We start from the raw sequence: 13921 nt of genomic DNA, 5'->3' as shown, positions 1-13921 counted from the left end.
CTAGCTCTAGACTTCCTGACGGGCAACCTGCGTGCTCTAGCAGGCTGTTGAAGAAGGATCACGTTTGGCCTTGAGGATAGCCTCGTCGCCGTTCTGATAGGCGAAGGTGATGTCGATCGAGCCGTCGTCGAGCAATTCTGCGGAGCCGTCGCCGGTAACTTCGTCCATCTCATCGAAGCCGGCCCATGTGAAGAAGACCATTGACGGCCCGTACCCGAGATCGAGGCCGGCTAGCAGGGCGCCAAAGGCGATCTCACCGTGGTTGTCGGCCCCAATGGTGACCGTGGCGGGTCCGCCGAGGTCGAGATAGCCGCGATCCCACAGGTCAGCTTCGATGATCCGCCAGCGGCCGATCAGTTGACAGCCCGCGGGCGCGGTCATGTCGGCACCGCCAGCAGCTTCGGCAACCGCACGAGATTGTAGGCGGCGGCGTTGAAGGTGAAGGCCCATCCGACGCGGTCGCGGCCACGCAACTTCGTCTTCGCCTGTCCGGCGACCGTCTTGATCCACCCGAACGCCTCTTCAATGCGCTTGCGAATACGCTGACTGACAGCATAGCCGCCATGCCGCGTCGTGCGCCCGTCGATCGCCGAACTCCGGCCGCTGGTGTTCTGCGCCACATGCGGCGTCACCTTCATCGAACGCAGCTCATTGATGAAGTCTTGCGCGTCATAGGCCTTGTCGGCACCGAGTGTGATCGCCTGTGGCCGCTCCGCTCGCGGTTCGATCATGTGCAGTGCGGCCACCCGCTCAGCATGCCCGTCGGCAAACGTCAGGCAGGCGTCGACCAGAAGGCCATGGCGGTTCTCCATCAGCCCATGCCCCATGAAGCAGAGCTTCGCCTCCTTGCCCCGCCCTTTGCGATAGAGCCGGGCATCCGGATCGGTGGTCGAGGCATGTGTGTCGTTGGATCGCTTGTGGCCATGGAAGTCCGCTTCCGCGTTTCGCCCGCCCCCTTCAGCCGGCGGCTCGCCATGACCACCGCTTGGGCCGTCCTTCGGTTTGACGCTCTTCATCGATGCCCACGCCTCGATCAGTGTGCCGTCGACCGAGAAGTGATCCGTCGACAGAAGCTTCTTCACCTTGGGTTGCGCCAGCACCGCCGCCAGGAACTTTGCAGCGATGTCGCCCTCCAGCAGCCGGTCACGGTTCTTGGAGAACACCGAATGATCCCAGGCCGCATCGTCGACGCCAATCCCGACGAACCAGCGGAACAGAAGGTCGTATTCCAGCCGCTCCGAGCGGATCGAGTAGAACGCCTGCAGCAGCATCGCACGCAGCAGCTTCTCCGGTGGGATCGACGGCCGCCCAATCGGCGAGTACAGCGCCGCAAACTCCCGCTCCAACGCCGAAAGCGCCTCATTCACAATCGCCCGAATACGGCGCAACGGATGATCGCGCCGCACCCGAGCCTCGAGGTCCACATAGCTGAACAGTTCGCCCGTCTGTCCGTCACCACCCCGCACGATTCACTCCCACCTCTTCGTGGTCAGAGTGAATCACGAACCTGAGACTGTCGCGAGCCCTTTTTCAACAGCCTGCTAGGAGTTCTGGCCTTAGGTGCTCCTTTATGGCCGGAACCCTCCTCGCGGAGAAGCCGGAAAGAATCCCGGCAAAGTAAAGCGGAACATTCCGAGATGATCTCGAATGTCGGCGCTCCATCTGTTGCCATGGATACACGACCCGGTACGCACTGGAGCTGGGCGATGGCCGCTCGCTCAATCTCCCGGATGAGGAAACGGATGCCCTCCAGAAGTCATTACGCAAACAGAACGCCGGCATCCAAGAATCGCTCGACCTTTGGCGCCGCTAATGTCCGCCCCGATCTGCACTGACGAAAACCACTGGGGCTAAATCTGGCCAATACTGACGTTCCGGCCGGAAGCCATAGGACAGGCGATGGAAGTCGCTTTCCCAGATCGGCTCCATGGCCATCGGCATGGCGCGCTGGACAATGCGGTCTGTCAGGGACGGAATAGCGAATCTCGCAGCACCGTCACCTCAAACTATCATGATGTTGCTATCGCCATGGGCCATGATTGAATAGAGAGCCGTATGCGCTGAAAGGTGCACGTACGGTTCGGGGAGGAGATGCGCAGCAGCGCTTCTTACTCCACTCGAAAGCACCACCGATGACCGGCCACTGATACAGCGCACCTCGTGACACGCTAAAGTTCGAACTTTGATGAACGGCACTGCTGCGGCGGTTATTCGTGCAGCTCAAGCGGCTCCGGTCAATTTACGAATATGGGTGGGGCGGTCATTCATCTGTTCGAGCGGGGAATACTAGATGCAGCACCCTTCCACTGCGAGTGGCCCGACCGGCTCCTGTTCCCTACCGGCCACGCTCCTGACTCCTCTGCTCGTTGCGACCCTGGCCTGCTATCGAGAATAGGGTTCCGCGACGATCACCATCGCCTCCATGCCTTCACCAGCTTCGCCACTCAATTCGAACGCCACCCGCAGGCAGTTCGAGGCGCATCCTATCCCGCTTGCGCGGCAGCACGCTCAATCCTCGTCCGCACGAGCAAGATATCGTCCCCACCGCCAAGCGCTTCGCGTTGTCCAATGTCCGACAATGTCGGGAAGGCAACGTAGCAGTGTCATATCAATCTCCTTGCGTTTGAACGGTTTGTCATTTGGCACGGTAAGTGCACATCCACAAACACGTTAGGGACCAAGGAGAAGACGTTCCATGATCGCCTCACCGAAAGCCACCGCCGTCACGGGTCTCCCGATAATTCCAAGGGTGAGGCCCGAGTCCCCACCCGCAAGCGCTTCGCGTTGTCCAATCTCAGACAATGTCGGGAAGGCAACGTAGCAGTGTCATATCAATCTCCTTGGGTTTGAACGGTTTGTCATTTGGCACGGCACGTGCGCTGTCATTCCGCAGACACAGGACCAAGGAGAAATCGTTCGATGATCGCCTCACCGAAAGCTACCGCCGCCGCGGGTCTCCCGGATAAATCCATGGGTGACGCTCGAGTGAGGCCTGGCAACATGAATACGGCTGCTCATCCGGCTCGGCGCTGCCCCCGATCCACCTTCTCCCACAATCGGGGGGACAGGGCGCAGCGTGTTCAACTGAGGAGTAACTCACTTGCCCCGAACCTTTCCTCTCGTCCCGCCACCACAACTGGAGCCATCGATGAACATGTCTGACGGGCTGCGCAGGATGCCTGCTGCGACCACCCTGGTGACGACCGCTCCGGCTCTGGCCGCCAGCGGCGACGGCAAGGCGACGAATTTCCTTCTCGACAACGGCATGGAAGTGGTCGTCATCCCCGATCACCGTGCGCCGATCGTCACCCATATGGTGTGGTACAAGGTCGGCAGCGCCGACGAGCCGCTGGGCAAATCTGGCATTGCCCATTTCGTCGAGCATCTGATGTTCAAGGCGACCACCAATCATGCTGCCGGCGAGTTGGACCGCGCCGTCTCGGCCATCGGTGGGTCGAACAACGCCTTCACCTCCAACGACTACACCGCCTTCCATGAGACCGTAGCGCCTTCGGCATTGGAGCAGATGATGAGCTTGGAGGCCGATCGCATGCGCAATCTCGTCCTCACCGACGATGATATCAAAACCGAACGGGACGTGATCCTGGAGGAGCGCCGCTCGATGATCGACAACAATCCGGAGGCGGTGCTGGAAGAGCAGGTCGACGCGACGCTCTGGCAGAACCAGCCCTACCGCATCCCGGTCATCGGCTGGATGCAGGAGATGGAGAAGCTGAACCTCACGGACGCCAAGGCCTTCTACGACAAACATTACAGGCCCAACAACGCCGTCATGGTGGTGGCAGGCGATGTCGACCCGGAGAGGGTGAAGGCGCTTGCCGCGAAGACCTATGGCAAGGTCCCGCGTGGACCGGATCTGCCGCCACGCGCCCGGCCGGCTGAGCCGGTCCAGAACACCAGGCGCACGGTGACGCTGACCGACGCGCGCATTTCGGTGCCCGACTTTTCCACGCAATGGGTGGTGCCGTCCTATCACACGGCCGAACCCGGCGAGGCCGAGGCGCTGGACCTCTTGGCGGAGATCCTCGGCGGCGGCAACCGCAGCCGGCTCTACCAGCAGCTGGTGGTGAAACAGGGCATTGCCGCCGGGGCCGGCGCTGATTTCGGGGGCACCATGCTGGATGCCACCAGCTTCACCATCTACGGCTCGCCGCGCGGCGATGCCAAGCTCGCCGATGTGGAGGCGGCGGCCTATGCCGAGATCGCTCGCATCGTCAAGGACGGTGTGACCGATGACGAGCTGGAAAAGGCCAAGAACCGCTATGTTCGCTCGCTGATCTTCGCCCGCGACAACTCGGCCCACATGGCCGAGATGTATGGCTCCACGCTTGCCACGGGCGACAAGGTGCAGGACCTCGAGGAATGGCCGGACCGCATCCGCAAGATCACCGCCGACCAGGTGAAGGCCGTCGCCGCCCGCTATCTCGTGCCCGACCATTCGACCACGGGCTATCTCTTGCCCAAGACGGAGAGGTGATGTGATGACGAACCAACGCTGTGGCGTCTTTGCAGAGGCGCGCTCCCCATGGAGAAAGGAGGGCCCCGCGCCTCGCCACGCCGCTGGCGACCCTTCTCCTCGCCATTCTCTGCCTCTTCTGGCCGGCGATCAACGCCTGAACATTCAGGAGTTGAGATCTGAAAACGGCATCAACGCCTGGCTGGTGGAGGACCATGCGGTGCCTATCATCGCCATCCAGTTCGTCTTCGATGGCGGCACCACGCAGGATCCGGCCGCCAAGGAGGGGCTCGCCAATCTGATGACCGCCCTGTTCGACGAGGGCGCCGGCGATCTCGACAGCGATGCCTTCCAGGTTAAGCTCGACGACGCCGGCGCCGAGATGAGCCTCCACGCGCAGCGCGACGGCATTTATGGCTCGATGCGCATGCTGTCCGAGCAGCAGAACGCCGCTTTCGATTTGCTTCGACTCGCGGTCAACAGGCCGCGCTTCGACCAGGCGCCGATCGACCGCACCCGCGCCCAGATTCTTTCCGGCATCATCGCCAACGAGCGCGACCCTGAGGCGATCGCCGAGCGCAAATGGCTGCGCGCGATCTACGGTACGCATCCCTATTCGCGGCCGGAGGAAGGCACCAAAGAGAGCCTCGCTGCCATAACACCGGCCGATCTCAGCGCCTTCCACAAGGCTACTTTTGGCCGCGACGGCCTGCATGTGGCGGTGGTTGGCGACATCGATGCGAAGACGGTGAGTAAAAAGCTCGACCAGCTGTTCGGCGATTTGCCTCAGAAGCAGACGCTCGCCCCCGTCGCCGATGTCGATCCCAAACTCGACCAGCAGCTGGCGGTCGACTACGACCTGCCGGAGACCTCGCTGCAGCTGGCCTTTCCCGGCGTCAAGCGCCACGCGCCGGACTTCTACGCCGCGAAGGTGATGAACGAGATCCTCGGCGGCGCGCCCTTCACGTCGCGCCTGTGGGAGGAGGTGCGCGAAAAGCGCGGCCTTGCCTATGGCGTCAGCTCCCATCTAGACGATGACGAGCATTCCAACACGCTCGTCGTCACCACGGCGACGCGCTCGGACCGCGCCGCCGAGACGCTCAGCCTGGTGCGCAAGGTGGTGAAGCAGATGGCGGAAGAAGGTCCGACCGAGGCCGAGCTCGAGGCGGCCAAGAAATATCTGATCGGCGCCTATGCCATCCGCAAACTGGGCTCCTCCAGCTCGATTGCAGCCACACTTGTCGAATGGCAGCTCGACAAGCTCGGCATCGACTACATCCAGCGCCACGCTGCCCTCATCGATCAGGTGACGCTCGACCAAGTCAAGGCAGCGGCCAAGAAGCTGCTTTCGCCCGAGCCCGCCATTATGATCGTCGGCCCGCCGCTGGGGGGCGAAGGATGAGCCCAGGACCCATTTCGCCTTCCTTCTCCCCATGGGAGGCCTTTGCAGGGGAAGAAGTCCGGTTCGGTGGGGCGTTGGTGCATGGGTCCGGACTTGAGCGGATGTCGATCTTTGAAGCGGCAGACTATGCCGTGGCCGCCTTGCGGCGGGCGGATTTCGGGCGTGCGCAGGCAAGCATGCGGTTGAGGACGGCGCAGCCGATGGCGACTTCGGTCTGCTGAACTGGAAGCGACCGTGCCCGCAAACGCCGCCCGATGGTGGACTTGTATCGCCCTATGGCGGTCTCGACCAGCGAGCGTTTGCCATAACCGTTGGAGACCTGCCATTTCATCCGGCCGTCTCTGCCGACAGCGGCGAGATCATTGCCCATACCCTGACTGATCAGGACACTGGCGATGTCTCTCAAGTTGAGCCACTACTCGACCAGATTGGCGGTCCGATCGGACAGTTTACTGCTGACGGCGCCTATGACGGAAAACCGACTTACGACGCAGTCATCGATCATAGCGCTGCCGCCGCAATCGTCATTCCGCCTCGTGCCAGCGCGGTCGAACCATTCGACGATAGACCTGCCGGCCAAAGGGACCAGCATATCGCCGCAATCGGCAGAGACGGCGACTTCAGGTCCGAGTGGGGCAATGCGCGAGGGGCGCGTCTTGTCGCGCAACAGTCCCTCGAAGCCTTCCGCGGCGAAGCGCTCCTGCCAGCGCCACACGCAGGTCTTGGACTTACCAGTTTGCCGCATGATCTCGACGGTGCCCACGCCGTCGCTGCTCAACAGAATGATCTCGGCGCGCCAAACGTGCTTCTGCGGCGCATTGCGATCTCTGATCAGCGCGCCCAGACGCTGACGATCAATCGAAGAAACGGTGAGGAATATTCCTGTGCGCATGCGCCAGACTCGCATGCGCACTCACAAAAGGGAATCCCCAGCCGGACTCTTATGTCAGGCGTAAACCACTAGCGAAACAGCGGGAGCGGCGTGGCGGACTGTAGGCATTGAAACCATCTTGTCGAAACCTTCACTCACAACTCCTTCTGGCTCTTCGGCTAGTCGAGGTATAGGCACCTCGATCGACCCTTTCCGACATTGATTGTCGCGTTTGCACCGTCCGCCATACCCATTATCTGGCCTAGCCTCAGACGAAATAGCTGAAAGCCGGCGAAAAAGGTCTTCTTCGAGGCGAACCGACAAATTGGCACGGATCTTGATACATTTTTACAAGGGAACTGACGGTCTCATAGAGCAGATCCGTGCCTAATTTGAAGTGTCATCATGGAAGAATCGTGACGTGCCAAATCCACGCGTAAAGAATTGCGCCTCTATCTTATCAGACGATGTTGGCTGTGCGAGGCGCATCAATGTCCGTAACGTGCAACATCGTGCAACTACCGTTTCCGTCGACCGCGACGCCTCATCCCGGCATCACGGCATACTATGCCGACTATAGTCACGTCTTCGCCCACGAGATGAGCAGTTATTTCATCCCGGCCGGAAGCCTCTGGGAACTTCCACTTTGGGTTGCGCACTTGAGTGGCATGATCGAACACCTCGGTCTCACCGCGCAATTCATCGACCTCTCCCAGTTTCCGGCTGACGCAGATGCATGCGCGCGTCGGATAATCGCATCGACCGAACCTGGCCAAGCCGTACTGCTGTCACCATTGGCGCAGAACTACGCGATTGCCCTGCAGGTTTCACGACGCCTCATAGCAGCTGGACGCAGGACGATCCTCGGCGGAAACATGGCCGGTCTTTCGGAGCCAGCCGACGCTACGGTGATTCATCGCGGGCTTGCGACCCCCCATAGTCTGCTCGCATGCCTGCGCAGCACGGCTCCGGTCGTCACGCACATGATCCGCCAAGGGGACCAGGCTGATTGGTTTCCGGACTACACTCTGCTGGAATCCTATCGGGGTAAGGTCCCGCTCTTGCGGCTGAATGCAAGCCATGGATGCCTATACACCTGCGATTTCTGCGGTGATGCTTGGTCGCGAAGCCTCACGCTCGTTTCGCCTGCCGTACTAGAGCACGAAATTGGCCAGTTCGAGCGTCTGTTTCCCGAGACGCGCTTGATCTACATCGGCGACAAGACCTTCGGTCAGTCGAAAGCGGCCGTCCGCAATCTTCGTGACGTCTTCGCGGAACGTAAGAATTATCGCTTCATCGTCCAGACGCACGTGGCAGCTATCGACGAGCAACTGCTGGACAACATGCAGGCCTTGGGGGTCTTGGTCGTCGAGCTCGGTTTTGAGACAGCCTCTGCGGATGTGCTCAGAGCCAATCGTAAATCCAACCGCTCCTTGGAGTTCTTACAGCGGACCATGCGCCGCCTCACCGACCGAGGGTTCCGTATCGTCCTGAACGTCCTCAGCGGCCTGCCGGAAGAAACCCGTGAGTCACATACGGAGACACTGGCTTTCATCCATGACGCCAGAAGAGAGATCTGGTTGTTCAATCTCTATAATTTCGTACCTTACCCGTTGACGGCACAGTTCAACAGGTTGCGAGATCGCATCGTCGATTGGGAGTTCAGCAACTGGGTCGAGGATGGTCCGCCCGTGTTCATCCCATGGCACGTCACGCGAGAGGAAAGCTATGGCTTCTTCCTCGAGAAGGTAGCGGCTGCGCATGAAACGATCAGTCGGCGGGTTAGCGCCGGAGGGGCGGACGAAGGACCGGTCGCTCCATCGTTCACAGAGGCAGCCATCCCATGACTCTGGATTTCATCCGGTTGCTTGAAACCACCTCCTCCTCGGAGTTCAGTCGCGATCCGCGACCTGGGTGGTCGGGGCCGGCCTTGCTCTTTGGCGCCCGGTCGGTCCGCCTCGATGCGCTGGCCGAAGTCGTGCCAATCCTCGTTGCGGGCATTCCTTTCGACGCGACGTCAAGCTCGCGACCCGGCGCCGCTGACGGTCCAACGGCCATCCGGCAAGCGAGCTTGGTGTATTCAAGCTATATCGACAGTCTCGGCGAGACTGAGATGCTCGACACCCGCACTGGCCAACGTTTTCGCTATTGTGCTCCTCATCTCGCCGACGTTGGCGATCTCCACGTCTACCCGACCGACCCCACGAGGAACTTCCGCGCGATAGCCTCGGAAGCCCGCGACTTGGCAACTGCCGGACAGCTACTGGTCCTTCTGGGTGGAGATCACTCTATTACCTTTCCGGCATTTGCCGGCTGGCAGGCGGCCCGCATGTCTACTCGCCTCGGCTATATTCATGTCGACCATCACTTTGATTTCGGTGACGTCAGCGCCATCCATGGCAAGCTTTATCACGGATCGACCGCGCGACGGATCAGCGAACTGCCGGCAATGGTGCCGCAGCGCATCGCATTCGTGGGACAAGGCTCGGTCACACGTAGCGTGCAATTCGAGAATCTCCAGGCGGACGGCTACCACATCGTGTCTGCCCGCAGGATTCGAGAGCAGGGCGCTCGCGTGGCTCTCGCCGACGTCTTGGCAGGTATGAAGCAGGATTGTGATGAGGTGTACTTGTCGGTCGACATCGACGTCCTCGATTGCAGTGTTGCTCCGGGCACCGGCAATGTCACGCTGGGGGGGCTATGGGGCAGCGAACTGCTGGATGTTATGTTTGAACTGGGCCACTTGCCCATCGGCGCCTTCGACATTTCTGAAGTCGCACCGCGTTATGACTCAACCGGGCGTACTGCCCAAATCGCGGCCAGGATTCTCTTCGAACTCCTGTACAAAAGGCGCAGCGACGCGCCAATCGCTGCTTCCTTCGCTCCATCTGGAAGCACGAGATGAGCACCGATGACAGCTCCGATCGGCTCGTACGACTGTCGCGTAGCATCAGCCTGCACTTTAGCGGGACATGCCCTGTCAAACTGACGCCTTACCGCGAAGGCGTTGACTGTTGGGTTGACCTCGTCGAACGATTCAATGCTCCTCTAGCCGTCGTCCGCAGTGCCAAGAGCGAGATTGCTGTGACGCGCTACGATGGCATCGTCGACTTTGGCGTCGAAATTGAGAAGCAGGTTCGAGCGGCGGCGCTCCTCCGTCTCCGAGGCGTAGCAACCCCGGCTGTGCTGGAATGGAACCGCACGACCGACTTGGTGCGTGAGCCATCCTGGATGCTTTTGGAATTCGTCGAACACGCCGTCGCCAACTGGGAAGAGCTGGACCTGCATTTTCAGCTCGGCACAATCGCCCGCTGCATTCATGCTATCGAGACAACCGATCCAACGCTGGCTCTGTTCCGCCGCAGCGGCTCCTGGAGTGATTGGATCACCGAGCGCATTCTCATGCGTGCCGCAGCTGCTGGGCGCTACATCCATATGCCGAAACCTGATGCGTTGCGCCTCGCCTTGTTGACACTGATCGGTCGGCGGGACGAAGCGGCCAAGGTCCTCCTCCATCTCGACCTTCGCCCGCCCAACCTAGCCGTACGAGGCGGTCGCATCGTCAGCGTACTCGACCTTGGCAATGCGATCGTCGGCGATCCTCTGCTTGAACTGGCGCGCATCCGCGGCTGCGGTCTGCTGTCCCCTGTATTCCTTCGAGGCTATGGATTGGCCCCAACAGGGCTCGACAAGGAAGCAGCGATTCTCGATGCATTTGAGTTGGACCTTGTGCTGCTGCTGGTCGTCGTGAGCCTGGAGGGTGCTGTCACATTGATTGAGGGGTAAGGAAATTGAGGTAGCAGCGCGCCCATGACCGTGAGTGCACCGACCTACAAGAACCACCGCTATCCGATCGAAATCGTGGCCCGTGCTGTCTGGCTCTACTTCCGCTTCAATCTGAGCCTGCGCGATGTCGAGGAAATGCTGCTCGATCGCGGGATCGTCGTTTCCTACGAGACCATCCGCCGATGGTGCCGAAAGCACGGCCCTGATTATGCGCGCCGCATACGCCGCAAGGCACCAACGAAAGACGATGTCTGGCATCTGGATGAAGTCGTGGTGCGCATCAACGGTCAGAAATGCTGGTTGTGGAGAGCGGTTGATCAGGACGGATATGTGCTCGACGAGATTGTCCAGACGCGTCGCAACAGCAAGGCCGCCAGGCGCCTGCTGACGCGACTTCTGAAGAAGCAGGGTCTGCCGCCAAAGCGTATGATCACCGACAAACTGCGCTCCTACGGGGCGGCCCAACGCCAGCTCATGCCGAACGTGGAACACCGCTCGCATAAAGGCTTGAACAACCGGGCGGAGAATTCTCATCTGCCGTTCCGAAAACGGGAACGAACGCGACAGGGTTTCCGGTCGGTCGGCTCATTGCAGCATTTCGTGTCGATCTTCTCCGCCGTCCGAAATCTCTTCGTCCCATCCCAGACCAACCGCTCCGCAGCACAAATTCGAACCCATCGACGCCAGGCAATGGCCGCGTGGGAAGCCGTGAGTGCACGGCCTGCCTGAAAAGCGCGGTGTCGGCCTCACGCGGCCACATTTCAAACAACGTGACAACGCCGTCCGGTTTCGTCTCGGAATCACTGTCCGGAATCTGGAGGGTTATGTGAGGTCGCATCGGTCGTCGCGGCGAGCTCGAGCGACCTCACATAAGCCGGATTGAAGTAAGGCGCGGGTTGTTAGCCGCTGTTATGGAGATAGTAGGGCACGCTGTTTGACGGCGATAGCGAATTCGTCGCGTGCAGCGGTGGCACGACCGAATTTTGGCTTGATCCGGCGACCTTCGCGAGCAGCTTGGCGGGCGATCGGTGGCGATTTTTGCGCTCTCAATGCACACTGTCGGTCTTTCGGTGTGACCAGGGCCAAGCGGTGTCGCGCGCAGGCGGGGCGCTTGGTTTTGCGGGCATATCGGAGGGGGTGCGGATTGTCGGAGTTCATGATGTATCGCACCAGAAAGATGATGGCCGGGGCGGCGAAACAGGCGCAACAGTGATCCCTGTCCTGTGCATGGGACGCCGGCAGTCAGGGCATTCGTAGGACTGCCTGTGCTGTGATTTGCCGGCCTGCTGCTGCCCGCCTGCTGGTGATGGCTGGTCGAGGAGCTGCCTGCAGAGACCGATCCGATCCCGTCGGTGGCTATTGGCGAGAAAGCCGAAGTGACGCATGCGGTGGAAGCCGGCGGGAAGCACGTGAAGAAGAAAGCGCCGGATGAACTCGCGCGGGTCAAGGCGCATGATCTTCTCGCGGTCCCGACCATTGCCACGGTAATCCTTCCATCTGAAGGCAACATGGCCGTCATCGACCTCGACGATGCGGCTGTTGGCGATGGCAACACGATGGGTGTAACGGCCGAGATAGGCGAGCACCTGGTCAGGGCCGCCGAACGGTGGCTTCGAATAAACAACCCATTCGACGCGGCGAGCACGCGCGAGATGGCGGGTGAACGCCTCGTCGTTGAGATGGCTGAGTTCGTTGGAGAAGCGGAGTTCACCGTGAGCGAAGACGTCGGCAAGGGCAGTCAGAAAGAGCCGCCGAAACAGGCGCGACAGCACGCGCACGGGCAGAAAGAAGCCCGGCCGGCAAGCGACCCATCTTGACCTGCCGGGCGAGAGACCGCCGCCGGGCACGACGCAATGGACATGGGGATGATGGGTCATGGCCTGGCCCCAGGTGTGAAGCACGGCGACGATGCCGATCTCGGCGCCCAGCCGCTTGGGGTCGGCGGCAACGGCCTGCAGCGTCTGGGCTGCGATCCGCATCAGCAATGCATAGACGACCGCCTTGTTGTGAAAGGCGATCTCGGCGATGCCAGGTGGTAGCGTGAAGACCACATGAAAGTACGGGACCGGCAACAGATCGGCGACGCGTGCATCGACCCACTCCTTGCGGGCCGCGCCTTGACACTTCGGGCAATGGCGATTGCGGCAGGAATTATAGGAGATGCGGGTCCTGCCGCAATCGTCGCAGGCATTGACGTGACCGCCGAGCCTGGGTGTCCGGCAAGCTTCGATCGCGCCCATGACGCGTCGCTCGCCGCGGCCCAGATGGCCGGCGTTCTCACGCCTGTAGGAGCTCCCATGTCGTCGAAAGATGTCGGCGACTTCGAAGGTGGGGCGCAACCGATTACGATTCCGGCGGCGTCACCTCCAGTCGTAATCGATCGAGCGGACTGGCCGTCGACCGGATCGTGTCAGTGGAGACCTGCGTATAGCGCGCTGTTGTCGAGAGGTGGGCGTGGCCGAGCAGGACCTGGATGATGCGGATATCGGTCCCGTTCTCGAGCAGGTGAGTGGCAAAGGAATGCCGCAGCGTATGGACGGTGACGTGCTTGGAAAGACCCGCCGCCGTAACCGCCGAACGGCAGGCGGAATGCAGCACCCACGGCTCGATCGGCTTGTCAGGATCGCGCCCAGGAAACAGAATGTCCTTGGGCCGCGCCAAGCGCCAATAGCTGCGCAGGATACCGAGCAGTTCCGGCGACAGCATGACGTAGCGGGCTTTGCCGCCTTTGCCACGCGTGATGTGGATCACCATCCTTGAGCTGTCGATATCGTTGGCGCGAAGACCACAGACCTCCGAGACCCTGAGACCGGCGGCATAAGCTGTTGTCAGAGCCACCCGCGCCTTCAAGCTGGAGACAGCTTGAAGAAATTCGACGACCTCGTCGCTGGAAAGAACAACCGGCAACCGGCGAGGCTCGCGCGCATACGGAATATGCTCCGGGATTGTATCCTGGCCGAGCGTTACGCCATAGAGGAACCGGAGTGCACAGACGATCTGGTTCAATCCCGACCAGGAAATGCCCTTCGACACGAGGTGAACCTGGAAGGCATGGATATCGTCAAGGCCTAGCCGATCGGGCGATCGGCCAAAATAGCGGCTAAACTTTGCGACTGCATAAAGGTAGGATTGCTGCGTGGCCGGAGATAGATTGCGGACTGTCATGTCCTCGATCATCCGGCGACGCAGAGGGCTCATCTCAGCCATCTGGATCTCCTGTCTGAAGGATGGGTTTGCAACACCCAAATCCTCTCAGACAGGAGGCGTCTCTCAAAGCGGGCACCAATTGCCGCGACTAGCGGCTTAGTTCAATCATTGGAATACGCAGCAGGATGACGGATCGATTCGTAAGCGCTCATTTCCATGCGCGTTGACGCGGCCCGTT

General features: G+C 60.8%; 10 protein-coding genes and 4 pseudogenes. 7 read left to right on the top strand and 7 right to left on the bottom strand.

Features of this window, described 5'->3' with window-relative positions:
* Positions 1-36: 36 nt before the first annotated feature.
* From DBIPINDM_RS02260 to DBIPINDM_RS02250, 3 genes and pseudogenes are all read right to left on the bottom strand, one after another.
* Positions 37-381 carry a hypothetical protein gene (locus DBIPINDM_RS02260; protein ID WP_258580592.1) on the bottom strand — a complete coding sequence of 115 codons (345 nt, stop codon included), beginning with the start codon at positions 379-381 and terminating at the stop codon, positions 37-39.
* Positions 378-1466 carry an IS5 family transposase gene (locus DBIPINDM_RS02255; protein WP_258580591.1) on the bottom strand — a complete coding sequence of 363 codons (1089 nt, stop codon included), beginning with the start codon at positions 1464-1466 and terminating at the stop codon, positions 378-380. The genes DBIPINDM_RS02260 and DBIPINDM_RS02255 overlap by 4 nt, the downstream gene beginning before the upstream one ends.
* 403 nt (positions 1467-1869) lie before the next feature.
* Positions 1870-1977: pseudogene (locus DBIPINDM_RS02250) on the bottom strand (hypothetical protein); the annotation flags it as partial.
* A gap of 1171 nt (positions 1978-3148) precedes the next feature.
* On the opposite strand from DBIPINDM_RS02250, the gene DBIPINDM_RS02245 reads away from it, so the two are divergent.
* Positions 3149-4498 carry a M16 family metallopeptidase gene (locus tag DBIPINDM_RS02245; protein WP_258580590.1) on the top strand — a complete coding sequence of 450 codons (1350 nt, stop codon included), beginning with the start codon at positions 3149-3151 and terminating at the stop codon, positions 4496-4498.
* A 151-nt stretch (positions 4499-4649) separates the two neighbouring features.
* Positions 4650-5879, top strand: a complete 1230-nt coding sequence (locus tag DBIPINDM_RS02240) for a M16 family metallopeptidase (protein WP_416361671.1) — start codon at positions 4650-4652, stop codon at positions 5877-5879.
* A gap of 124 nt (positions 5880-6003) precedes the next feature.
* Here DBIPINDM_RS02240 and DBIPINDM_RS02235 read toward each other — a convergent pair.
* Positions 6004-6216 (bottom strand): annotated as a pseudogene (locus DBIPINDM_RS02235) (IS5/IS1182 family transposase); the annotation flags it as partial.
* Between DBIPINDM_RS02235 and DBIPINDM_RS02230 the strand changes: the two are divergent.
* Positions 6139-6567 (top strand): annotated as a pseudogene (locus DBIPINDM_RS02230) (transposase); the annotation flags it as partial. The pseudogenes DBIPINDM_RS02235 and DBIPINDM_RS02230 overlap by 78 nt on opposite strands.
* Here DBIPINDM_RS02230 and DBIPINDM_RS02225 read toward each other — a convergent pair.
* Positions 6496-6771 (bottom strand): annotated as a pseudogene (locus DBIPINDM_RS02225) (helix-turn-helix domain-containing protein); the annotation flags it as partial. The pseudogenes DBIPINDM_RS02230 and DBIPINDM_RS02225 sit on opposite strands and share 72 nt — an antisense overlap.
* A 470-nt stretch (positions 6772-7241) precedes the next feature.
* Between DBIPINDM_RS02225 and DBIPINDM_RS02220 the strand changes: the two are divergent.
* From DBIPINDM_RS02220 to DBIPINDM_RS02205, 4 genes are read left to right on the top strand one after another with little or no spacing between them, the layout of a single operon-like run.
* Positions 7242-8597 carry a B12-binding domain-containing radical SAM protein gene (locus DBIPINDM_RS02220; protein ID WP_258580589.1) on the top strand — a complete coding sequence of 452 codons (1356 nt, stop codon included), beginning with the start codon at positions 7242-7244 and terminating at the stop codon, positions 8595-8597.
* The gene (locus tag DBIPINDM_RS02215) at positions 8594-9655 is read left to right on the top strand and encodes an agmatinase family protein (RefSeq protein WP_258580588.1); all 1062 of its coding nucleotides are present in this window, start codon (positions 8594-8596) and stop codon (positions 9653-9655) included. Before DBIPINDM_RS02220 ends, DBIPINDM_RS02215 begins: the two co-directional genes overlap by 4 nt.
* Positions 9652-10536 (top strand): phosphotransferase family protein, encoded by an 885-nt coding sequence (locus DBIPINDM_RS02210; protein WP_258580587.1) that lies wholly within the window; start codon positions 9652-9654, stop codon positions 10534-10536. Before DBIPINDM_RS02215 ends, DBIPINDM_RS02210 begins: the two co-directional genes overlap by 4 nt.
* A 24-nt stretch (positions 10537-10560) precedes the next feature.
* Entirely contained in the window at positions 10561-11265 is a 705-nt protein-coding gene (locus DBIPINDM_RS02205; RefSeq protein WP_258580586.1) for an IS6 family transposase, read from the top strand.
* A gap of 425 nt (positions 11266-11690) precedes the next feature.
* On the opposite strand, the gene DBIPINDM_RS02200 is transcribed toward DBIPINDM_RS02205, so the two are convergent.
* Both DBIPINDM_RS02200 and DBIPINDM_RS02195 read right to left on the bottom strand, forming a co-directional pair.
* Positions 11691-12875: an IS91 family transposase gene (locus DBIPINDM_RS02200; protein WP_258580585.1), complete on the bottom strand. Its 1185-nt coding sequence runs from the start codon at positions 12873-12875 to the stop codon at positions 11691-11693.
* A gap of 4 nt (positions 12876-12879) precedes the next feature.
* Entirely contained in the window at positions 12880-13743 is an 864-nt protein-coding gene (locus DBIPINDM_RS02195; RefSeq protein WP_258580584.1) for a tyrosine-type recombinase/integrase, read from the bottom strand.
* Positions 13744-13921: the final 178 nt, after the last annotated feature.

The sequence above is a fragment of the Mesorhizobium sp. AR02 genome (assembly GCF_024746835.1).
In the GTDB taxonomy this organism is placed as follows: Bacteria; Pseudomonadota; Alphaproteobacteria; order Rhizobiales; family Rhizobiaceae; genus Mesorhizobium.
The sequence above is the reverse complement of the archived record's forward strand: the minus strand, read 5'-3'. Positions and strand labels throughout refer to the sequence as shown.